The sequence below is a fragment of the Thermomonospora cellulosilytica genome (genome assembly GCF_014138835.1).
GTDB lineage: Bacteria > Actinomycetota > Actinomycetes > Streptosporangiales > Streptosporangiaceae > Thermomonospora > Thermomonospora amylolytica.
Genome location: NZ_JACJII010000001.1, coordinates 4,479,748 through 4,501,127 on the forward strand (window position 1 = coordinate 4,479,748; position 21,380 = coordinate 4,501,127).

Below are 21,380 nucleotides of genomic sequence, written 5' to 3' on the forward strand. Positions count from 1 at the left end.
CCGTCAGTGCGCGACGGTGACGACGATCTTGCCGATCTGGGTGTTGGACTCCAGGTGGCGGTGGGCCGCGACGATCTCGTCCAGGTCGAAGGTGCGGTCCACCACGGGGCGGAAGGCGCCCGAGCGCAGCCCTGAGGTCACGAAGGCGGCCGCCCGGCGCAGCCGCTCGGGCCGGGGGGTCGTCTCCCGGACCACGGTGTAGGTGCGCATGTTCAGCGGGGGCATGCCGAGGTCGATCCCCGGATAGGGGGTCGGCTCGCCGCTCAGCGCGCCGTACACCAGGAGCGTGCCGTCGTCGGCGACCACCTTGGCCAGGTCCGTCACCCCGGGGCCGGCGACGGCGTCGAAGACGAACTCCGCGCCCCGGCCGCCGGTCGCCGCCAGCACCCGTTCCACCACGTCCTCCGACTCGGTGACGACGACCTCCGCCGCGCCCTCCTTCAGCAGCGCCTCCTTCTTGGCGGCGGTACGGGTGAGCGCGATCGGCGTGGCGCCGAGCCGGCCGGCGACCTGGATGGCGGCCAGCCCCACGCTGCTGGAGGCCGCGTTCAGCACGACCGTGTCCCCGGGGCGCATCCCGCCGACCTGCACCAGCGCGCCGTAGGCGGTCAGGTACGGCATCCACACCGCCGCGCCCTCGACCGCGCCGAGCCCCTCGGGACGGTGCAGCACCGCCGCGGCGGGCACGATCGCCCGCTCGGCGTAGACCCCGTAGTCGTTCTGCGAGAACGCGGGCACGACGCTGACCGGCTGCCCGGGACGGAACCCGGTGACGCCCTCGCCGACCGCCTCGATCGCGCCCGCCGCCTCGGTGCCCAGCCTGGCGGGGAACCGCTTCACCGGCTCGATGTAGCGGCCGGTGCGGAACAGCACCTCGGCCCTGTTCAGGCCGATGGCGTCCACGCGGACCCGCACCTCGCCGGGACCCGGCTCACCGGTCTCCACGTCCTCCAGCCGCATCACCTCGGGCCCGCCGAGCTCGTGGAACAGCACCGTCCTGGACATCGCGTCGTCCTTCCTTCCGGGGAGTGAGGAGCCCACTCGAACACGAAAGTACGATGACTGTCAAACTTTGATGGTTGTCGTACGATGGGGTCATGGACTCCGACCGCATCCCGCAGCACCCCGACGTGCGGACGATCACGCTCCAGCGGGTCCTGGAGGCCCTCGCCGACCCGGTGCGGCGGAGCATCGTCACGCAGTTGTGGGACGCCCCCGAGGACCTCCGCTGCGGGGCGTTCGACCTTCCGGTGAGCAACTCCACGGCCACGCACCACTTCCGGGTCCTGCGCGAGGCGGGTCTCATCCGGCAGTACTACGTCGGCACCTCGCGGATGAACGCCCTGCGGCGCGACGAGGTCGGCGAGGTCTTCCCCGGCCTGCTCGACGCCGTCGTCGCCGCCGACCGCAGGTCCTCCCGGGCCGGCGCCCCCACCTGAGAACCCGGGTACTTCGCCGCTGGCCTCCCGGGAGACCCGAGGAGGCCACGAAAAGGACATACAGTGTGCGGGGGGACTTCCGCCGCGACGGGCGGTGACGTACGGGGAGACTGTGAGGCCGGGGTGATCACGCGCGACAACCGGGAGCGCCGCATCCAGGACGTGGATCACGGCGACCATCTGTGCCTGACGTTCGCCGACGACGCGGAACGACGCCGGGTGGTCACCGGGTACGTGCGCGACGGCCTGGAGCGCGGGGAGCGGGTGCTGTACTTCGCCGACCAGAGCGCGGTGCCGGAGGTGCTGGGCTGGCTGAGGGCGGCCGGGGTGCGCACGGACCCGGCGCTGGCCGGCGGGCAACTGCTGGTGACCACGGCCGAGGACGGTTACCTGGCGACGGGGTCGTTCGATCCCGACGCCATGGTCGCCACCCTGGTGAGGGAGACCAGGGACTCCCTGGCGGCCGGCTACACGGGGCTCCGCGTCAGCGGTGAGATGGGCTGGGCGTTGCGCGGGGTGCCCGGCGGCGAGCGGCTGGGCGAGTACGAGACCAAGGTGAACCAGGTGTTCGCCGACAGCCCGGCCTCGGCCGTCTGCCAGTACGACGCCCGCCGCTTCGACGCCGCCCAACTGGACGACCTCGACCGCCGCCACCCCCGGGCGGTGGAACTGGAGCCCCTGTACAGCGACGGCCTGCTGCGGCTGGTGCCGTCCTTCCGCTCCGGGCGGTGGACGCTGCGCGTGACGGGCACGGTGGACTACCGCACCGTCGACGCCCTGGCCGCCGCGATGGAGAGTGCACTGGACTGGCCGGGGGACGTGTGGGTGGACATGAGCGAGCTGGAGTTCATCGACCTGGCGGGGGTGCGGGTGCTGGCCCACGTCGCCGAGCGGCTGCCCGAGGGGCGGCGGGTGCACGTGGCGAACCTGGCGCCGCTGCTGTGCCAGGTGGTCGGTCTGGTCGGCTGGGACGAGGAGCCCTCCCTGATCGTCACTCCGCGGGAGGTGACCGCATGACCGGCGTCACCGAAGCGCGCGCCGCGCGTCCCGAGACGGAGCCGGGCCTGGTCCACCAGGGGCTGGTCTACGGCAGCGACGAGGAGTTCCTGGCCGCGACGGTGCCGTTCTGCCTGGACGGCCTCGACCGGGAGGACGCGGTGCTGGCGGTGACCACCGACGCCAACATCGACCTGCTGCGCCAGGCGCTGGGAGACGCGGCCGGACGGGTGGAGTTCGTCCGGGCCCAGGAGTGGTACCAGGCGCCGGGCCGCACGCTGGGCGCCTACCACCGCTATGTCGACCGGCGCACCGCCACCGGCCGGCACCGGCGGGTGCGGGTGATCGGCGAGCCGGTGTGGCACGGCCGGGACGCGCTGGAGACCGCGGAGTGGACCCGCTACGAGTCGGTGATCAACATCGCCTTCGCCGACTGCCCGGCGTGGATCGTGTGCCCGTACGACACCCGCACGCTGCCCGAGCAGGTGGTGGCCGACGCCCGGCGCACCCATCCGGAGCTGGTGGCGGGCCCGGCCGCGCACGCCAGCGACCACTACGCCGCCCCGAACAGGGCATGGGAGCGCCGTCTGACACCGGCCCCCGCCGACGGCGAGGAGGCCCGGATGAGCTTCGGGTCCGACCTGTCGAAGGTGCGGGTCTTCGTGGCGGAGGCCGCCGCCGCGCGCGGCATGGCCCCGGCCGGGGTGCAGCGGCTGGTGTTCGCCGCCAACGAGGTCGCCACCAACGCCGTCCAGCACGGCGGTGGCGGCGGGCAGGTGGCCGTGTGGCGCAGCGGACGGCGCATCGTGTGCGACGTCACCGACTCCGGACGGGCCGCCGCCCCCTCCTGGTACCTGGGCTATCTGCCGCCGGACCCCCGGCAGGAACGCGGGCACGGCCTGTGGGCGGTGCGCCAGTTGTGCGACCTGGTGGAGATCGACGCCCGGCCCGACGGCACCACCGTGCGTCTGCACCTGAACCTGACCTGAGCGAACGGGAGCCCCCGAACGGGCCGGACGACCTCCCGCCGGAACGACGGGCTCAGGGGGCGCCGGACAGCAGGGCGGAGGCTTCGGCGAGGGCGCGACGGGCGGCCTCCTGGTAGCGGGGCCGGATATGGGGCTCGATCTTCTTCCCGCCGACGCCCACGCCGCCCATGGAGACGGCTTCGAGGGCGATGACGGTCTGGATGAACGCCCGGGCGGCCTCGGCCTCGGTCTCGTAGGCGCGGCCGGAGAAACGGCCCCGTTCCGTGGCGCCCACCGACCAGCGGCCGTCGCGGCGGAGGAGCCGGGGCAGGCTCTCGACGGCGGCCTCGGAAAGGGACGGCTTGGCGTCCTGGACGTCGTACGCACTGTCCGGGACACCCGCCCCGCGCAGCAGCTCGACGGCCTGGAAGCGGTCCGACACCAGATCCCAGCCGGGACACAGCAGAAGGGCGACGGTCCGCAGAACGCCGCCCTTGCGCACATCCGCGCGACGGGCCTCCGGGATCTCGTTCATGACACTCCTCGACGCACGCACCGGGCCTGAGAACCCGAACCTACGGCGGTGACCCGCCCCGCGGTCAGGCGGGGGCGTCCGGGCCGGGGGAGTCGAGGGAGAGGCCGTAGCGGGCGATGACCTGGCGGCGCAGGTCGGGATCGTCGCGCGGGACGGGCTCGAGGAAGACCTCGTCGATCTCGGCGCGGCCCCGGCGGAGTTCCTCGGCCAGGCGTACACAGGCGCGTTCGATGTCGGCCGAGGCCAGGTCGTCGTGGAAGTCCAGCCGGGCGCAGACCAGCACCCGTCCGGCGCCGACCGTCATGGTGAGCAGGTCGACCACCCATTCCACCTCGGGGGCGGCGGCCAGGTGCGCGCGGACGAACCCGATCAGCCGCGGGTCGGCCTGCTGCCCGATGAGCAGGTTGAGGTTGAGGCGGCCCAGCGACAGGGCGACCGCGGTCAGCACCACGCCGATCAGGACGGAGCCCACCCCGTCCCAGACGGGCGAGCCGGTGAGGTGGTGCAGCGCGATGCCGGAGGCGGCCAGCAGCACGCCGACCAGCGCGGCGGAGTCCTCCAGCAGCACGCTGACGGAGGTGGGCTCGTCGGTGGCGCGCACGTAGCGTCTCCACGACAGCCCGTCCTCGCGGGCGGCGGCGCGGACCTGCCGCACCGCCTGCGACCACGACACGGCCTCCAGCGCGAACGCCACCGCCAGCACCGCGTAGGCCGCCAGCGGGTCGGCCTCCTCCTCGGCCCCGTGCCCCAGCAGGGTCTGCACGCCCTGGTAGAACGCGAACAGCGCGCCCATCCCGAAGATCATCACCGCGACCAGCAGCGTCCAGATGTAGCGCTCCTTGCCGTACCCGAACGGGTGCCGCCGGTCGGCGGGCCGCCCGCTGCGCCGCAGCCCCACCATCAGCAGCACCTCGTTGAAGGTGTCGGCGACCGAGTGCGCGGCCTCGGCCGCCATGGACGCCGATCCGGTGACCGCCGCCGCGACGATCTTCGCGACGGCGATGCCCAGATTGGCCAGGAACGCCAGCAGAACGGTCAGCCTGCTCCCCGCACCCCGTTCGCCCATGCTCCACCCCCCGGCCGTTGGCTCCCCCCGACCGCCCCTCGCAAGCAGTCGGGGCGCGTCAGCGGGGGTCGGACCGGTCCTGTCCAGGTCCGATCATCTGCTCGGCGAGGTGCGATACGGCCAGGCCGTAGGCCCAATCCGTGCGCTTGTCGCCGTGAACGGCCGTCCACCGGCCGGACGGGGCGCCGTGGACCGCCAGCGTCCGGTCGGCGTGGGGATCGATCTCATGGGGGATGGCGAAGGGGGACATTTCACGGAAGCGCCGCCAGTAACGCGTGATCTCGTCGGCCGGGCGCGGCGCCAGCACCAGGATGGTTCGGTCCAGGGCGTTCATCTCGGTGATCGCCGTCATCTCCCAGCCGAGCCCGGCCCCGAAGGTCTCGGGCGCGGCTCCGATGACGATGAGCCCGCTCTCCCGGACATGGCGCAGGAGCATGGGTTCCCACTGTTCGTCCGGCACGGCCGCCCGGATCGAGCCGGGCGGTGCCGGAGGCGAGTTCGGGTGCTCGAGCGCGATGACGGGTCCGTAGGCGGACAGGAAACGGACGATCACCTCCTCGAACGGCTCGAACTGATTCGCACGGAACTTGTCGAAGACCGACCAGCGGGTCGGCGGACTGGTGCGGATCGTCAGCGCGTCGTCGGCGCCGTTGCGTAGGTACAGGACGGGCGGGCGGGGGTCGAGGCGGCGCAGGCGGTCGGCGTCCAGGCCGTTGTGCCGTAGGGCCGTCCGGTAGAGCAGCGCGGCGAGCTTCCACGAGGTCGCGGTGATGAGCGCCAGCCCGAGGACGACGAGCGGCACGGGCAGGAGCCGGACGGGACGGGACAGGGTCGAATCGGCGACCACCACGGGATCGAACCGCCCGAGCGGTTGGAGGTATCCGTAGGGGCCCAGCAGAACGAGGATGACGATCATGGCGAGCGGTACCAGGGCGGCCAGCTGGACTCCCCGGGCGGCGGCCGCCAGCGCCCGGATGCCGGCTCCGCCCGCACGTATGCGCAGCCTGATCTGCGGCGCCGAGTGCCGTCCCCAGAGCCTGTGGCGGCCGGGCTGGAAATGACCGCTGAGCGTGAACTGGTTCGCGCAGAGCCCGAAGCCGATGATCTTGACGATGGGCGGCAGCGGCAGGACCAGCAGCGCTCCCCACAATCCGCAGAAGAACCAGAACCTCGCCTGGGCCTCGTAACCCATCCTCCAGGCGGGCTCGCTGACGTCATGCCAGGTCAGGCCGGGCGTGTCGAGAGGCCACCTGCTGACGGCCGCCAGGCGCCGGTTGCGGGCCGCGGCCGAGATGTTAGCGACCAGGACGAGTCCCAGGGTGAGGAGGAACATGTAGAGGGACACGCGTGCGGAGAGGTCGCGCCCGGACACCGGGCGTACGGGGTCGCCCGGTGTGCCGGGCGTTGCGCGCCACTGGCGTTGTGCGAGTTCGACGAGAAGCCGTTCGCCCCCGGAGGGCAGAGCCCGCCCGGGGGCGGCCATCCGTACGTGGGTGATGTACTGACCCCTGCGGAACATGACGGCCGCGTACGGGGCTCTGGTCTCGGTCGGCTCGACCCCTCTGGTGAGCAGGCCGTGGGGGATCGCGGTGGTGGGCGTCCTCGATGCGGCGCCGGCAAGGAGCCCGCGTTCGGCGAGGTGATGGAGGTTGGCGGCCCGGACGAAGGACTCGCAGCGCCGGATCTCGATCAGAACGCGGGTCTGTCCACGCACCCATCGTCGTGCGGCGTTCTCGCAACGCAGGCGTCCCGTGCCGGGTCCCGGTGCCGGCGACGAAGCACGCGTCTGGCCAGGCAGCGCGGTGAAACCGGCGCCGACCGCATCGTCGGCCAGGAGGATCCGGTGCGCCGGCGGGCCCGGACGATCCGGTTCGGGCGCGGTCGACATCCCGACCACTCCGGCGATCACCAGCAACACCGTGCCGAAGAGCAGGATCCGGCGTGAGGCCGTTCGTCGAGAACGGGCCGGTGGACGAGGAGGGGCCTTCGGCCGTGTCGGTGGACGGGTCGAGAGACGGGGTGGCTCCTTCGGCCGTGCGGGTGCGCGGTCCGGGACGGGGGGAGCCGGGCGCGTCCGGTCCGCCGGGGGAACGGCGCCCTCCGTGTCCTTCCAGCGGGCCGTGAGATCGAGTCCCTCCAGTTCGGTGCCGAGAAGTTCTTCCTGCACGAGTGCCGCGAAGGCGTCGCGCTCGCGTTCGCGGCCGAGACGGAGCGCCGCCGAGACGGCGGTTTCGGGGGAGGCGATGAGACCGAGGACCAGCGCCCCCGGAGGCAGAGGGTCCAGGTCGTAGTCCCGTGCGATGCCCTGTGCGACCCGCACGGCGCGGGCGGCGGTGCCGGTGAGGCGGTGGCCGTTCCACCGGGTCCCACCGGGCTCGGCGTCGGCGGCCGTGGACCTGGCGACCCGCCCGGACGCCCTGGTCAGCAGTTCGATCCGGCTCCAGTCGCCGCGGACGTCGGCGGCGACGAGCGCGAGGAACAGTTCGGCGGTCGACCCTCCTTCGCGCAGCGCGCTTTCCACGGCCTCGCTCGGGCTGGGGGGATTCTGCATCGTCACCATCGATCGTTCGCGTCACGCGTCTGCCCTTGCGGGGGGAGAACATGCGCTTTTCGGCGGTCTGCGGAGTTCTGGCGGCCTCGGCCGTGCGGAAACGGCGCCGTGAAGATCGTTCATGTGAACGTCGCCGACGGTGCCTGAATTTCGGACGTTCCTTCCTTGATTTCGGACGCGCCTTCTTTGGTGGGCGGCCGAAACGACCGTACGACAACATAGCAGCAAGAGTTCTTCGGGTCGCCCATATCCGCACACCTGCGGATGATCATTAATTCGACGCGCAAAAGGTCTCGAACGGGTAACGAAAATTGTGATCAAGTGAGGTGTTCGCCGGCCCGTGCCACCCTTGGCGGGTGCTCGAGGGTTTCTCCGAACATGCGGCATCCGTTATCGGAACCGCCGAAGAGTTGACACGGGAACTCGGCGGTCGCCGGGTGGAGACCAGACATCTGCTTCTGGCGATCACCGTCCGGGACGGAGCCCTCCTCGCGGCGCAGGGGGTGGCGCTCGAGGCGATCGAGCGCCGGCTTCGCGACCGGACGGGAGACGAGGAGGAGGCCCCGGCCGACGGCGGGCGGTTCTCCGTGGAGGCCGAGACGGCCTTGGCCGTGGCACGCCGGGAGGCCCGCCGGCGAGGCCGCAAGGTCGAGATCGTCCACCTGCTGCTCGGGCTGGCGTGCTCGCCGCAGAGCCTCGCCGGAAGACTGCTGGCGGTCCACGACGTGACGGAGCACCGGTTGCTGTCGAACGACCGGGAGGACCGGGCGGAGACGTCCGGCGACGGGCCTCGCGCGTACGTGCGGCCCGAGGAGTCGGTGCCCGCTCGAACGCCGATCCTCATGGCGATGGGCGCGGAGACCGCCGCGGGCATGGCCGTCATCTGGCTGGCCGTCGGCGGAGTGCTTCGTCCGGTGGACGTCGCGCTCGCCGCGGCCGTCCTCGCCACCGTGAGCACGAGCGTGAACGACCGGCTGTGCCCGCCCCGGCCGGGCCCGGCGCCGCCGGGCCCGGCCGGGTTCTATCTGAAGTACTTCCGCCGGGGGCTGAGCGGTGGGGCGGCGATCGCGACCGGCTGGCTGATCTGGGCGCAGTTCGGCCCCGTCGTCGCGGCCGTCGTCGGGCTGGCGGCGCTGTCGGGAATGGCGTGGCTGGGGTACCGGCTGCGCAGGGTCCTCGGCGGGCGCATGCGGCTCCGGGACACTCCGGCGATGGCGACGACCTCGATCCACCTGCTGCGCCAGGCCCTTGCGGCGGCGCGCAGCGGCGAGGTGGGGGCCGCACAGGAACTCGCCGAACGGATCGGCGACGATCCGAGGTACGCGATCTTCCCGGGCGCGGTCCACGCACTCGCCCTCCAGCGGGCCGAGTGGGCCGGGGCGCAGGGCGACCTGGACGCCGCGGAGAGGTATCTGACGGATGCGGTCGCCTACCACCGGTCCCGGAAGAGACCCGACCGGTCCGCCGCCGCGGAGACGATCGCCGCGCTCGGCAGGCTGCTGGTGGTCCGCGAGCGCTACGAGGAGGCTCGGTCCCATCTGAAGCTCGCGACCGAGGTCGCCGGGTGGCGCATGTACCGGCAGACCAAGGTGCAGATCGAGTACAACCTGGCGATCATCGCGATCCAAACCGATGACCCGGCCGCCGCACGGGAGCATGCGCAGGAGGCCAGGCGCCTGGCCGCCCAATGGGGCGCCCACGACTACCACGCCCAGGCCTGTGACCTGCTCGCCCTGCTGGCCGCGGACGAGGGCCGCACCGACGAGGCGCTGGCCCTCGCCGACGAGGCGGGCACCGCGCTGACCCGCGACTCGCGTCAACCGCACGCCGAAGTGCTGCACGCCATGCGCAGGGCGCTCGTCCTCCAGGCCGCGGGCCGGACCAGGGCCGCCATGGACGAGTACCTGTCGATGATGGACGGGTTGGCCGATCTGCGCCGGGGCTGGGGCTGGCGTGACGCCCAGGACTACCTTGTCCGCGGATTCGGCGAGCCCGAACGCAGGGCCTTCCAACTCGCGATGGAACTGTTCGAGGAGGGAGATCCGCATGGCGCGGCGTCCTTCGCCCGCCTGATCGAGTTCGCCGAGCGGACCTCGCTGCGGCAGATGCTCCTGGCCGGGCTGGCCGAGATCGGCCACGGTGGCGACGTCGACGGCGAGGTCGTCCGGCTGCTCGGTGAGATCGCCGACTACGAGGGCACCACGGACGACGGTGTGGGGTCCGGCGGTGAGCGTCCGGACCTGGCCGCCAGGCAGAAGCGCGACACACGGGCGTACGAGCGTCTCGAAGCACTGGTCTCCCAGCGGTTCCGTACCGTCATGGAGAGTTCCGCCGCCGCCCCGCCGGCGGCTCTGCGCACCGCGGCCACCGGCACCCATGTGCTGCAGGTGCGGCTGTTGGACGACGACACCGATGAGGTGACCGTGGCGGGTCTGTGGACCTCACCCGAGGGCGTCCAACACCCCTTCCTGCACACGGCGACGAAGATGCAGCGGGTCATGCTGCGGAACCTCGTCGGCAACGTGAAGGTGCAGGACCCCCAAGGCGAGGACCGCGGCCTTCCCCCCAAGTACCGCGCGCAGGTCTCCGACTGGAAGGAGACCTATCGGTACCTTCATCTCATCACTCCCGCGAGACGCCCCTGGGCCCGTCTGGCGGCCCTTCTCCTCCCACCCGGGCTGCTCGAACTGCTCGCCGATTCCGACACGCGCGGTGAGGTGCCCCGGCTGCTCGTAGTCCCGGATCCAGCCCTGTGGCGGCTGCCCTGGGCGGCCATGGTCGTTGCTCCGGAGGACGATCCAGAGCCCTATCTGATCGACCGCGCCGTCCTCACCCTCCTGCCGAGCCTGTTCCTCATCGAGGAGACGCCCGCCCGGAGCGTCGAGCGATCCTTCTCCGGAACGCGCTGCGCAGCCTACTTCTGTGACGTCGATCCCTCCGGCCTGGCCATCGAGCAGCAGGCGTTGGACGATGCGTTCCACGACCGATTCCGGGCCCTTTCGACGCCGGCGGAGCTCATCGCCGCTCTGGACGCCCCCGACCCCGACGAGCCCATCGCCTTTCTGGCGCTCTCCGTGCACGGCACGAACCGGCCGGGACTCGCGCATTCGCTGTTCCTCGACCGGCGCACCGAACTGTCCGCCGCCCGGATGCTCACCCTCCGGGTCCCGCCGCTGCTGATGATCAACGCGTGCATGTCCGCGGAACTGGACCAGCGCCGGGGCACCGATCCGCTGGGCATTCCCACGGTCGCATTGTGCCGGGGCGCGCACACCGTCATCGGAGGGATATTTCCGCTGCCGGACGGGGCGTCGGAGGAGACGCCGGAATTCAGCCATCCCACGGCGTCGATCCTTTCCCGCCTGTACCACCGATTGAGTGAGGGATGGGAACCTGCGGAGGCCCTGCGGGACGCGCAGCGAAACTGGCTGGCCGACCGCCCCGGCGCCGTGCCCCTGCTGTGGTCGGGCCTCGTCGCGATCAGCGCCTTCATCGGGCCCCGCGCCGGCGGCGGCGAGGACCGCGATGAGCCGCGCGCACCCATCGGCTGAGGCGCCGGTACCTCTTCGGAATCCACCGAGCATGGAGAGCGACATGGAGCACAAGGACGATCCCGATCTCCGGTCCGACGACGCCGACCCGTTCGGTTTCGCCGAGAGCAGGGATCCGGGCCTGGGCGAACGCACTTATGTCGAAAAGGACCGCATCGAACAGGACGACCTGCCGCTGCCGCCTCCCGTGACCCCGCCTCCGCCCCCTCCGGAGGGCGGCACGGGCGGTGCCTAGCAATCTCATCGGGATCGCCATTCTCATAGCGGCGCTCGCGCCGGGCTTCGCCTACCTCCAGGCCTACCGCCGGTACGCGCTGCGCGACGCTCGCAGCCAGACGACGGAGATCGTGGAGATGGGGGCCGTGGGCGGCCTCGCCACGTTGGCGGCCGCACTGACGGTCCTCGTGGCGGCCAAATGGGTTCCCGGACTCATCGGGCTCGAGACCCTGCTCAAGGGCGCCTCCACGCTTCGCGGTTCCGCCTGGGCGACCGTCCTTTCGGCGTCGGTGACGCTTCTGCTCAGCGTCGCCGCCTGCATTGGAACGGGGGTGCTGCTGGGGCGGCGATCCCGCCATGCGGTCGGGTCGGTGCGCGAAGGAGTCGTTTTCGTCAAGGCGCTCACCGCCCGTTCCCCGGACGGCCGCGAGCCGTACCTGGCGGTCGAGCTCAATGACGGAAGACTGGTGGAGGGCTACCTTCTGTACGCATCCGTCAACGAGGACCCCGCCCGCCGCGACATCGTGCTCCAGAAGCCGATCGCCTGGAGCGGTGTGGGCTATTGCGAGAGAACGCGTTCCGCGGCCGAGAGCGCTTATGTTCCCGGTTCGCTCATCAAGGTCGTGCATATCAGCTACCCGCCGTCGCCGGCTCCGCAGGATTCCGGCACCGGGGTGGGGCCGGATCGGGAATCGGCCTAGAGTTCGCGGGGAAGGCGGTGGCGGAGGAGAGGGCGGGGCGCGTGGCCGAGGCGCTGGTGCTGGGCGGCGGCGGGGTCGCCGGGATCGCGTGGATGACCGGGTTGCTGGCGGGGCTGGCCGATGCGGGACAGGACGTCACGGGCGCGGACGTGATCGTGGGGACGTCGGCGGGCTCGACCGTGGGGGCGCAACTGGGCGGCGGGCTGAGCCTGGAGGAGCTGTACGCCCGGCAGGTCGAGCCGGAGTTGCAGGTCGCCGAGATCACGGCGGACGTGGACATGGAGCGCTTCGTGGCGGAGATCGGCGCCGCGCTGCGGGACGCCGGGACCGTCGCGCAGATGCGGCGGGCGGTGGGCAGGTTCGCGCTCGACGCCGCGACCGTGCCGGAGGCGGAGCGGCGGGCGGTGATCGAGGCGCGGCTGCCGTCGCACGAGTGGCCCGCCCGCACGTTGAAGATCGTCGCGGTGGACGCCGAGAGCGGGGAGCCGCGGGTGTTCGACGACGCCTCCGGGGTGGGCCTGGTCGACGCCGTCGCGGCGAGCTGCGCCGTGCCGGGCGTGTGGCCGCCCGTGACGATCGGCGGGCGCCGGTACATCGACGGCGGTGTCCGTTCCGGGGAGAACGCCGACTACGCCGCCGGGGCGTCGCGGGTCCTGGTGATCGCGCCGCTGGGCGGCCTCGAGCTGATCCCCGGCGACAAGCCGCTGGACCGGGCCGTCGAGGAACTGCGCGCCGCCGGCGCCGAGGTCGCGGTCGTCGTGCCGGACGAGGCGTCGCGAGCGGCGATGGGCGCGAACCCGCTGGACCCCGCCACCCGCAGACCGGCCGCCGAGGCGGGCCGCGCACAGGGAAGGAACCTGAAGATCGCATGGACCCGCACCTGAGCGACGGACCGCTGGGGGATCCGGTGAACGGGGTGCGGGAACCGGCGTTCACCACAGGTAGAGCCCGTGGCCGTCCTCGACCAGCGGGCCGTGCCGGTTGAAGAACTCCTCCAGCCACGGGTCCGCCGTGCCGCTCTCGTCGTCCCCGGCCTCGGGGCGCCGCGCCAGCCGGCACCCTTTGGGGGCGGTCCGGTTGAACTGGCGAAGGACCTCACCGAGCCGGCCGGCATGGCGTACGACCGCCTCCCACGACTCCTCCTGCCCGGGATGCGGCCGGTCATCGTCGGCCGCCGGTACCTGGCCGGGCGGCGGTGCCTGCGGCGGGTCGGCCAGCGCGAACACCTCATGCCGGGCCCGCCTGAACTCCGGCCGCCGGGTACGCGGAGTGTCCACGTCCAAGGTCGCCGCCGCCGCGTCCACCAGTTCCCGCTGGATGTCGGCGACCTCATGGGCGAGGTTCCAGGTGCGCAGCCGCCGCCGGTAGTGCCCATGCCGGCCCGCCAGGCAGTCGTCGTACCAGCGCCGCCACCGCGTCATCGCCTCCCGGGCCGCGGCGGGCGTCAGCGTGCTCCAGGCCGCGTCCCGCCACTGCGGCGGAAACCGCGGGTTCCGGCCGATCACCGACACCCGCCACGGCCGGTCCCACGTGATGTCCAGCAACTCCTCCAACCGGTCCATCACGGCCCTCAGCCGCTGCCGTGCCGTGACGTCGTCCGGGTCGTAGCGGTCTTCACCGACCAGACGCTCGGCGTGCCCCGTCACCACGTACAGCCGTGCCTGCTCCCGGATCAGCCCCTCGAGAACGCCCTCATCGACCCCGTCCCGCACCCGCGCAGGCACCCAGTCCACACCCACACTCCGGCATCGTAGGCACCCCCGCTGGTCTAGCCTCTCGGTGTGCAGGTCAGGCAGGTGGGCGGCGGGCAGGTGGCGGTGGTGCGGCCCGCCTCCGGCGGGTTCGCCCGGCACAGTCACGACGAATACGTGATCAGCGTCAACCTCCGCGGCCTCGAACGGGTGCGGCTGGACGGCTCCTCCTTCGAGGTCGGCACCGAGGAGGTGACGGTCTACAACCCCGGCCAGGTGCAGTCGTGCACCACCCGGACACCGGACCGGACGAAGTTCGCGTGCGTGAGCTGGTACGTCCCTCCCTCGCTGGTGGAGTCGCTGACCGGCGGCGCGCGGGTGGACTTCGAGCGCCCGGCGCTGCGCGCCCCGCACCTGCGCGCCCGTCTCCTGGACGCGGCCAGGATCCTCTGGGCGCCGTCACCGGAGGCGGAACTGGCCGAAGAACGCCTGACGCTCGTCCTGCTGGAGCTGCTGGACCTGGGCGCCCGGCCGCGGCCCGTGGCCGGGCCCGCGCCGGGGGACGCCCGGATCGTCCGCGTGCTGGACCGGTTGCGCGCGGACCTGTCCAGCGCTCCGCGCCTGGCCGAGCTGGCCGACGAGATCGGCATGTCGCGCGAGCACCTGGTCCGGTCGTTCACCCGGGCCATGGGCAGCCCGCCGTACGCCTGGCATCTGCAGGCCCGCCTCGCCGAGGGGCGGCGCCGCCTGCGCCGGGGCGAGGCCGTCGCAGCCGTCGCCCACGACCTCGGGTTCGCCGACCAGGCGCATTCCACCGGCACTTCACCGCCGCCTACGCCATCACCCCGGGACGCTTCCGCCGCCTGAGCATCGGTGGAACGTCCTCCGGGGACGTCAACATCTGACAAGATCCGCCACGGCCGCGGTCGGCACAGTGTCCGCCATGGTCGAGATCTTCGTGCTCGCGCTGGGGGCCGGGCTGGTGTTCAACGCCGTCCCGGGCGCGGTGTTCGCCGAATCGCTGCGGCGCGGCGTGCACGGCGGGTTCCGCCCCGCCTTCGCAGTCCAGGTCGGTTCCCTCGCCGGTGACGCGGTATGGGCGCTGCTGGGGCTGGCCGGTGTCGGGACGCTGTTCACACTGCCGGCCCTGCGCCTTCCCCTGGCGGCGGGAGGCTGCCTCCTGCTGGCCTGGTTGGGGGTGTCAGGGCTCCGCGACGCCCTCGTCCGCGACCGTGAGCCCGTGACCTCCGGATCCCGGACGGACCGTTCCGCCGGCCACCGGTCCCAGCAGGCGGCCGTCACCGCCGGGGCGGGCATGTCGCTGGGCAACCCCTGGAACGTCGTCTACTGGTCGGGCGCCGCGGGCGGTGTCGGCGCCCTCCTGGACGGGCACCTCGGCCTGTCCGGGCTGGGCGTGTTCTTCGCCGGATTCATGGTCTCCTCCCTGGCCTGGTGCCTGATCTGCGCATCCTTGATCGCCCTGCTGCGCAGGGCGCTGCCGCCCCCGGCGGTCCGGCTCCTCGAAGCCGGTTGCGGCCTGTGCCTGCTGGCCTTCGCGGCCCTGTCGGCGGTCCGCCTGCTCTCCGTTCCCCTCTGAGGACGATCCCGGAGCGCCATGTCACCGGCTTCCGCCGATGGAGGCCGTTCCCACGGCCGACGCGGACAGGACGGCCTGCTCAGGCCGAGGCGGAGGGGTTGTGTGATCCGTGCTGGACGACGGTGCGGATCGCGGCGAAGGCCTCCTGGTATTTCTCCGCCGGTGACCGGTCGGCCCCCTCCTCCAGCCACCGTTCGGTGGCGAGCCGTACCGCGCACAGCACGATCCCCGCCACGAGCCGCGGGTCGAGGGAACGAGCACTCTCCCCGAGGGCGGCGCAGCGTTCCTCGAGGGCCGCGGCCAGGGCGTTCTCCCAGGAGATGTACTCGGCGCTGGAGCGTGCCTGCACGGCCGGGACCTCGGCCCGGATGCGGGCCTCGAGCCGTGTGATCTCGCGGTGGCGGCGCCAGTCGGCGGTGACGTCGAGGAAGGCGTTGCACAGCGCGGTGAACGGGTCCTCCGCCGCCGGGCGCGCCCGCAGGGCGGCCAGCACGGCGTCGAGCCGGCCGTGGTGCAGGCCGATGATGAAGCAGCTCTCCTTGGAGTCGAAGTAGCGGAAGAACGTCGACCGGCTGATGTCGGCGCGTTCGCAGATGTCCTCCACCCGGACCGCCTGCATGCCGCGCTCGGCGACGAGCCGCACGGCGGCCTGCGCGGCCGCCAGGTACGCGCGCCGCTTCTTCCGCTCCCGCAGGGAGTCACTCGCCATGACCGTCGATTGTATATATTGACACTCCGTCTCATTTGGGACAGGGTCTCTGCAGACGCGTACGGTCGAGGCGCGGGGCGGGAGCAACGGATGGACGCTGAACGGCTGCGGTCGCTGTTCGACCTGACCGGCCGGGTGGCGATCATCACCGGCGGCACCCGGGGCATCGGGCGTGCGGTGGCCGAGGGGTTCGTCGCCGCCGGGGCGAGCGTGGTCGTGGCGAGCCGCAAGGCCGACGCCTGCGCCGAGACCGAGGCGCACCTGAAGGCGATGGGCGGAGCCGCCCTGGGCGTCCCCGCGCACCTCGGCGACCTCGACGCGCTGGACCACCTGGTGGCGCGCACCGCCGACGCCTTCGGCCGGATCGACGTCGTCGTCAACAACGCGGCGAACGCCCTGGCCCTGCCGCTGGGGTCGCTCACCCCGGAGGCGTTCGCCAAGTCCCAGGACGTCAACGTCCGCGGCCCGGTCTTCCTGGTGCAGCGGGCGCTGGACCACCTCACCGAGAGCCCCTGCGCCTCGGTGATCAACGTCATCTCCGCGGCGGCGTTCCTGTTCTCGCCCGGGGTGTCCATGTACGCGGCGGGCAAGGCCGCCATGATGGCCTACACCCGCTCGATGGCGGCCGAGTTCGCGCCGCGCGGCATCCGTGTCAACGCCCTGGCGCCGGGCACGGTGGACACCGACATGCTCCGCAGGAACCCGCCCGAGGTGCAGGAGCACATGGCGTCGGCGAGCCTGCAGAGGCGGACGGCCGACCCGGACGAGATGGTCGGCCCGGCGCTCTTCCTGGCCTCCGACGCGGCGGGTTTCGTCACCGGACAGGTTCTCATCGCGGACGGCGGCCTCGTCCCCCGCTGACCGGCGGGGTCCGGACGCCGGTTTCAGGCAGCCCGCACGACAGCCGAGGAGAAGAGGGCCATGGGAATCGCCGTCAGCGCGGAGCACCGGGAACTGGCCGACACGGTGCGTTCCCTCCTGACCTCGCACAAGGCGCGCGAGGCCGGCCGGGCGCTGCTGGAGTCCGACCGGGAGACGCCGCCGGGCTTCTGGAACGCGTTCGCGGAGCTGGGGCTGCTCGGGGTGCATCTGCCCGAGGAGTTCGGCGGCGGGGGCTTCGGGCTGCCGGAGCTGGTGGTCGTGGCCGAGGAGCTCGGACGTTCGGTCGCCCCGGGGCCGATGCTGCCGACCGTCATGGCCTCCGCGGTGATCGCCGCCCGGGGCGGGGACGGGCTCCGCGCGCGGCTGCTGCCGCGACTGGCCGCGGGAACGGCGGTGGGCGCCCTCGGCCTGAGCCCGGGGAACGCCGAGCTGGAGTTCAACGGGGACGACACGGGCGGAGGAACGCTCACCGGCCGGTCCGGAGCCGTCCTGGGCGGCGCACTGGCCGGGCACGTCGTCCTCGCCGTGGGGGACGACCTGGTGGTGGTCCCGGCGGACGCGGACGGGGTGACCGCCGAGGTCCCGACGCCGGTGGACTGGTCGCGCCGGCCGGCCCGCTTCCGGTTCGACGGCGTGCGGATCGGCCCCGACGAGGTGCTGACCGGGGCCCGCCGGCACGCCGAGGCGGTGGCCCGGGTGCTGGTGGCGGCCGAGGCGACCGGCGGGGCGCTGGAATGCGTCGATGCCGCGACCGCGTACGCCAAGGTGCGCCGCCAGTTCGGCCGCACGATCGGGACGTTCCAGGCGGTCAAACACCACCTGGCGAACATGCTGGTGGCGGCCGAGACGGCCACGGCGGCGGTGTGGGACGCCGCCCGCGCCGCCGACGGGGCGCAGGAGGAGTTCGAGCTGGCCGCGGCGGTCGCCGCGGCCGTCGCGGTCCCGGCGTTCGTCGACAACGCCGGGCTGAACATCCAGGTGCACGGCGGGATCGGCTTCACCTGGGAGCACGACGCCCATCTGCTGCTGCGCCGGGCCGTGACCCTGAACGCGATCGTCTCACCGGACGCGGCCGCCGCCGACGTCACCCGGCTCGGCGCGGCCGGCGTCGCCCGTACCGCGACCCTGGACCTGCCGCCGGAGGCCGAGGAGGCCCGTGCCGGGATCCGCGCGCTGGCGCGGGAGCTCGCCGCGCTGCCCGCCGACGAGCAGCGGCGCAGGCTGGCCGACAGCGGCCACCTGCAGCCGCACTGGCCCCGTCCGTGGGGCATCGACGCCTCCCCGGGCCTCCAGGTGGTGATCGAGCAGGAGTTCAGGGCGGCCGGGGTCACCGTGCCCAACCTCGGCATCACCGGATGGGTGATCCTGACCCTGATCCAGCACGGCACCGAGGATCAGGTCGCCCGGTGGGTCCGCCCCGCGCTGTACGGAGAGCACGTCTGGTGCCAGCTGTTCAGCGAACCGGAGGCGGGCTCGGACGCGGCGGCGGTGCGCACCCGAGGGGAACGGGTCGAGGGCGGCTGGCGGGTCAACGGGCAGAAGGTCTGGACCAGCGGAGCCCACGAGGCCCGCTACGGCCTGGCCACGGTGCGCACCGATCCCTCGGCCGGCAAGCACGCCGGGATCACCATGATGGTCGTCGACATGGGCGCCCCGGGCGTCCAGGTGCGGCCGTTGCGGCAGATCACCGGAGGCTCCGACTTCAACGAGGTGTTCTTCACCGACGTGTTCGTCCCCGACGCCGACGTGGTGGGGGAGCCCGGCCAGGGGTGGACGGTCGCCCGCGCGACGCTGGGCAACGAGCGGGTGAGCCTGGGCGGCGGGCTCGGCGGGACGGAGCTCTCCCGGCTCTTCCAGCTCTACGCGCAGTACGGCGACCGGGTCCCGGCCGCCGAGGTCCGCGTCGGCCGGCACGCCGCCCGGGACATGGCGCTGCGGACGCTGAACCTGCGCCGCGCGGTCCGCGCGGTCCAGGGCGGCGACCCCGGCCCGGAGGGCAACGTCACCAAGCTCGCCCTCGCCGAGCACGGCCAGCGCACGGCCGCCCTGCTCGCGGAGTTCGCCGGTGAGGAGACCGCCTTCGCCGAGGGCTTCGGCGGCATCGCCGCCACCTCGCTGCTGGGCGTCCGCGCGCTCACCATCGCCGGCGGCACCTCCGAGATCAGCCGCAACCAGATCGCCGAACGCATCCTCGGCCTGCCCCGCGACCCTCTCGTCCGCTGACCCGAGGCTTCGGCGAGGCCCGGGAAGTCCCCGCCCGGGAGCCCTCCGCGGCCGCCACGACGGCGGGGTTGATCTGGCCGGCGGGGGCGGATCCGGCGGAGCGGACCTCGATGCGGTCGCCGGCCAGGTGGGTGAGGTAGGCGGCGGCCCCTCAGGTCCAGGTGAGGCGTCGGCGGAGGATGGCCTGCTGGGCGGGGTTGGCGGTGAGGTCCAGTGCGCGCCGGTCGGCGGCATGGGCCTGGTCCGGACGGCCGACGGCGCGGAGGAGTTCGGCGCGGGCGGCGTGGTAGAGCGGGTAGCGCTCCAGGACCCGACGGTCGGCGGCGTCGAGGGAGTCCAGGGCGTCCAACGCGGCGCGGGGACCGCCGTGGGGCGGCGGGATGTGGCTCAGGGCGACGGCCCGGTGCAGCCGGTGGACCGGGGACGGGGCCAGGGTCAGCAGCATGTCGTACAGCACGAGGATCTGCGGCCAGTCGGTGTCCTCCCAGGTGGGGGCCTCGGCATGGCAGGCGACGATGGCGGCCTGCAACTGGTAGGGACCGGGGCGGCGGAGGGCTGCGGCGCGTTCGATCAGGCGGGTGGCGTCGGTGATGGCCCGGTGGTTCCACCGGCCGCGGTCCTGGTCGCGGAGCGGCACCAGGTCGCCGTCCGGAGTGAAGCGGGCGGCGGCGCGGGCCTGGTGGAGGCGGATGAGGGCGAGCAGGCCCAGAACCTCGGGCTGGCGGGGCATCAGCCAGGCGAGCTGGGCGGCCAGCCATTCGGCGTCGTCGGCCAGGTCGCGAGCCTGCGGCCGGTCGCCGCCGCTGGTCAGGTAGCCCTCGTTGAACAGCAGGTACACCACGGACAGCACCTGGTCGAGCCGTTCGGGCAGCTCGGCGTCGGAGGGGACGCGGTACGGGATCCGGGCGTCGGTGATCTTGCGTTTGGCGCGGGTGATCCGCTGCGCGACCGTGGCCTCGGGGACGAGGAAGGCGGCGGCGATCTGCGCGGTGGTCAGCCCGCACACCGTCCGCAGCGTCAGGGCGATCTGCGCCTGGCGGGGAAGGGCCGGATGGCAGCAGGTGAAGATCAGCTTCAGCCGGTCGTCGGGCTCGGAACGCACCGGCCAGTCCAGCCGGGCGAGCTTGTCGCGGTGGCCGGCCCGGCGGCGCAGCACGTCCAGGCCGCGCCGCCGCGCGACGGTCAGCAGCCAGGCGTCGGGATGGTCGGGGACGCCCTCGTCCGGCCAGCGGCGCAGCGCGGTCTCGACGGCGTCCTGCACGACGTCCTCGGCGGCGGCGAAGTCGCCGAGGACGCGGACCAGGCAGGCGGTGAGCCGGCCCGCGTGCTCGCGCACCACGCGGGCCAGCTCGCCCTGCACCTCGTGCGTCGGCGTGTCGTTCATCGGGACGGTCAGGTGGCGGGGCGGATCTCGACGACGGGGCAGGCGGGCCAGGACCGGGCCAGCGCCATCGCCTCGTCCAGGTCGGCGACCTCGATCTCGGCGTACCCGGACACGACCTCCTTGCCCTCGACGAACGGCCCGTCGCTGACGACCGGCTCGCCGCCGTCCAGACGCAGGGTGGTGGCGGTGTGCGCCGGCTGCAGGCGGGTGTGGTGGGTGATCTTCGCCGCGTTGTCGGCGAACCACCGGTTCACCTTCTCGAACGCCGCCTGCCGTTCCTGCTCGCTCATGGCCGCCAGTTCCCCGGCGAACCGCTCGGTCTCGACGAACATCAGCACGTACTTCACGTGAACACCTCTCCTGGGCTGCGGGGTCGTGGATCAGGTGGCGGGCAGGGCGGCGTACAGGTCGATCCCGTTGCCGTCGGGGTCCAGCACGGTCGCGTACCGCATCCCCCAGAACGCGTCCCACGGCTCGCGCGGCCCCCGGTGGCCGGCCCCGGTCAGCTCGGCGTACTTGGCGTCGACCTCGGCCGGGCTCGGGAACTCGAAGCACAGGAACGACCGCGGGCTCCCGGACGGCGCCGTCCAGCCGGGCATGGTCGAGGCGCGGAACGGCTCGGTGTCCAGCATCAGGTGCAGGCCGTTGGGCAGGTCGCACCCGGCGTGGCCGGGGTAGGCGGGATCCACCTTGAACTCCAGGCCCAGCCGCCGGTAGAAGGCGATCGCGGCGTCCATGTCGGCGACCACCAGGTCGATCGTGTTCATCGTCGGGTTCATCGCCCGCTCCTCACGCGTCGGTCGTAGGGGACGTCCAGACGGCCGGACCACTCGGTCCGTTCAGCCGCCTGCACCCCCAAGACGAACGGCGC

20 protein-coding genes and 1 pseudogene are annotated in these 21,380 nt (G+C 72.9%); 11 read left to right on the top strand and 10 right to left on the bottom strand.

The window, feature by feature from the left end; translation table 11 throughout:
* Window positions 1-3: 3 nt before the first annotated feature.
* Entirely contained in the window at window positions 4-1,005 is a 1,002-nt protein-coding gene (locus HNR21_RS21035; RefSeq protein WP_182706531.1) for a zinc-dependent alcohol dehydrogenase family protein, read from the bottom strand.
* Window positions 1,006-1,097: 92 nt separating this feature from the next.
* On the opposite strand from HNR21_RS21035, the gene HNR21_RS21040 reads away from it, so the two are divergent.
* The 3 genes from HNR21_RS21040 (at window position 1,098) to HNR21_RS21050 (ending at window position 3,424) form a co-directional block, all read left to right on the top strand.
* Window positions 1,098-1,439: an ArsR/SmtB family transcription factor gene (locus HNR21_RS21040; protein WP_182706532.1), complete on the top strand. Its 342-nt coding sequence runs from the start codon at window positions 1,098-1,100 to the stop codon at window positions 1,437-1,439.
* A gap of 123 nt (window positions 1,440-1,562) precedes the next feature.
* Window positions 1,563-2,456 (top strand): MEDS and STAS domain-containing protein, encoded by an 894-nt coding sequence (locus HNR21_RS21045; protein WP_182706533.1) that lies wholly within the window; start codon window positions 1,563-1,565, stop codon window positions 2,454-2,456.
* On the top strand, window positions 2,453-3,424 hold the full coding sequence (locus HNR21_RS21050; RefSeq protein WP_182706534.1) for an anti-sigma factor RsbA family regulatory protein: 972 nt from the start codon (window positions 2,453-2,455) through the stop codon (window positions 3,422-3,424). Before HNR21_RS21045 ends, HNR21_RS21050 begins: the two co-directional genes overlap by 4 nt.
* Before the next feature lie 52 nt (window positions 3,425-3,476).
* Here HNR21_RS21050 and HNR21_RS21055 read toward each other — a convergent pair whose 3' ends face one another.
* The 3 genes from HNR21_RS21055 to HNR21_RS21065 all read right to left on the bottom strand — a co-directional run bounded on the left by HNR21_RS21055 (window position 3,477) and on the right by HNR21_RS21065 (window position 7,555).
* A complete protein-coding gene (locus HNR21_RS21055; RefSeq protein WP_182706535.1) occupies window positions 3,477-3,938 on the bottom strand; it encodes a hypothetical protein in 462 nt (153 codons plus the stop codon).
* A 64-nt stretch (window positions 3,939-4,002) separates the two neighbouring features.
* Window positions 4,003-5,004 (bottom strand): cation diffusion facilitator family transporter, encoded by a 1,002-nt coding sequence (locus HNR21_RS21060; protein ID WP_182706536.1) that lies wholly within the window; start codon window positions 5,002-5,004, stop codon window positions 4,003-4,005.
* A 58-nt stretch (window positions 5,005-5,062) separates the two neighbouring features.
* Window positions 5,063-7,555, bottom strand: coding sequence for a hypothetical protein (locus HNR21_RS21065; RefSeq protein WP_182706537.1), 2,493 nt, complete (start codon window positions 7,553-7,555; stop codon window positions 5,063-5,065).
* Window positions 7,556-7,911: 356 nt separating this feature from the next.
* Here HNR21_RS21065 and HNR21_RS36415 point away from each other — a divergent pair, with 356 nt between their 5' ends.
* The 4 genes from HNR21_RS36415 to HNR21_RS21085 are packed head-to-tail and all read left to right on the top strand — an operon-like array spanning window position 7,912 to window position 12,907.
* Complete coding sequence (locus tag HNR21_RS36415; RefSeq protein WP_512700795.1) at window positions 7,912-11,106, top strand: CHAT domain-containing protein; 3,195 nt, start codon at window positions 7,912-7,914, stop codon at window positions 11,104-11,106.
* A gap of 43 nt (window positions 11,107-11,149) precedes the next feature.
* On the top strand, window positions 11,150-11,341 hold the full coding sequence (locus HNR21_RS21075) for a hypothetical protein (protein WP_182706539.1): 192 nt from the start codon (window positions 11,150-11,152) through the stop codon (window positions 11,339-11,341).
* Window positions 11,334-12,023, top strand: coding sequence for a DUF6338 family protein (locus tag HNR21_RS21080; protein ID WP_182706540.1), 690 nt, complete (start codon window positions 11,334-11,336; stop codon window positions 12,021-12,023). The genes HNR21_RS21075 and HNR21_RS21080 overlap by 8 nt, the downstream gene beginning before the upstream one ends.
* 41 nt (window positions 12,024-12,064) lie before the next feature.
* Window positions 12,065-12,907 carry a patatin-like phospholipase family protein gene (locus HNR21_RS21085; RefSeq protein ID WP_182706541.1) on the top strand — a complete coding sequence of 281 codons (843 nt, stop codon included), beginning with the start codon at window positions 12,065-12,067 and terminating at the stop codon, window positions 12,905-12,907.
* 48 nt (window positions 12,908-12,955) lie between these two features.
* Here the strand turns inward: HNR21_RS21085 and HNR21_RS21090 are convergent, their stop codons facing one another.
* Entirely contained in the window at window positions 12,956-13,756 is an 801-nt protein-coding gene (locus HNR21_RS21090) for a hypothetical protein (protein WP_182706542.1), read from the bottom strand.
* Window positions 13,757-13,804: 48 nt separating this feature from the next.
* Here HNR21_RS21090 and HNR21_RS36420 point away from each other — a divergent pair, with 48 nt between their 5' ends.
* Window positions 13,805-14,581: a helix-turn-helix domain-containing protein gene (locus HNR21_RS36420; RefSeq protein ID WP_182706543.1), complete on the top strand. Its 777-nt coding sequence runs from the start codon at window positions 13,805-13,807 to the stop codon at window positions 14,579-14,581.
* Window positions 14,582-14,657: 76 nt separating this feature from the next.
* A complete protein-coding gene (locus HNR21_RS21100) occupies window positions 14,658-15,311 on the top strand; it encodes a LysE family transporter (protein ID WP_182706544.1) in 654 nt (217 codons plus the stop codon).
* Between the two features lie 79 nt (window positions 15,312-15,390).
* Here HNR21_RS21100 and HNR21_RS21105 read toward each other — a convergent pair whose 3' ends face one another.
* Window positions 15,391-16,020, bottom strand: coding sequence for a TetR family transcriptional regulator (locus tag HNR21_RS21105; protein WP_182706545.1), 630 nt, complete (start codon window positions 16,018-16,020; stop codon window positions 15,391-15,393).
* Window positions 16,021-16,110: 90 nt separating this feature from the next.
* Between HNR21_RS21105 and HNR21_RS21110 the strand changes: the two genes are divergently transcribed.
* Together HNR21_RS21110 and HNR21_RS21115 are read left to right on the top strand one after the other, a co-directional pair.
* On the top strand, window positions 16,111-16,881 hold the full coding sequence (locus HNR21_RS21110; protein ID WP_182706546.1) for an SDR family NAD(P)-dependent oxidoreductase: 771 nt from the start codon (window positions 16,111-16,113) through the stop codon (window positions 16,879-16,881).
* A gap of 60 nt (window positions 16,882-16,941) precedes the next feature.
* Window positions 16,942-19,125: an acyl-CoA dehydrogenase family protein gene (locus tag HNR21_RS21115; RefSeq protein ID WP_182706547.1), complete on the top strand. Its 2,184-nt coding sequence runs from the start codon at window positions 16,942-16,944 to the stop codon at window positions 19,123-19,125.
* 151 nt (window positions 19,126-19,276) lie between these two features.
* Here HNR21_RS21115 and HNR21_RS21120 read toward each other — a convergent pair whose 3' ends face one another.
* The 4 genes and pseudogenes from HNR21_RS21120 to HNR21_RS21130 all read right to left on the bottom strand — a co-directional run bounded on the left by HNR21_RS21120 (window position 19,277) and on the right by HNR21_RS21130 (window position 21,288).
* Window positions 19,277-20,281: an RNA polymerase sigma factor gene (locus HNR21_RS21120; protein WP_446697340.1), complete on the bottom strand. Its 1,005-nt coding sequence runs from the start codon at window positions 20,279-20,281 to the stop codon at window positions 19,277-19,279.
* A gap of 42 nt (window positions 20,282-20,323) precedes the next feature.
* A pseudogene (locus tag HNR21_RS36760) lies at window positions 20,324-20,509 on the bottom strand (sigma factor); the annotation flags it as partial.
* 8 nt (window positions 20,510-20,517) lie between these two features.
* Window positions 20,518-20,856: a YciI family protein gene (locus tag HNR21_RS21125; RefSeq protein WP_182706549.1), complete on the bottom strand. Its 339-nt coding sequence runs from the start codon at window positions 20,854-20,856 to the stop codon at window positions 20,518-20,520.
* Between the two features lie 33 nt (window positions 20,857-20,889).
* Window positions 20,890-21,288: a VOC family protein gene (locus tag HNR21_RS21130; protein ID WP_182706550.1), complete on the bottom strand. Its 399-nt coding sequence runs from the start codon at window positions 21,286-21,288 to the stop codon at window positions 20,890-20,892.
* Between the last annotated feature and the right edge of the window lie 92 nt (window positions 21,289-21,380).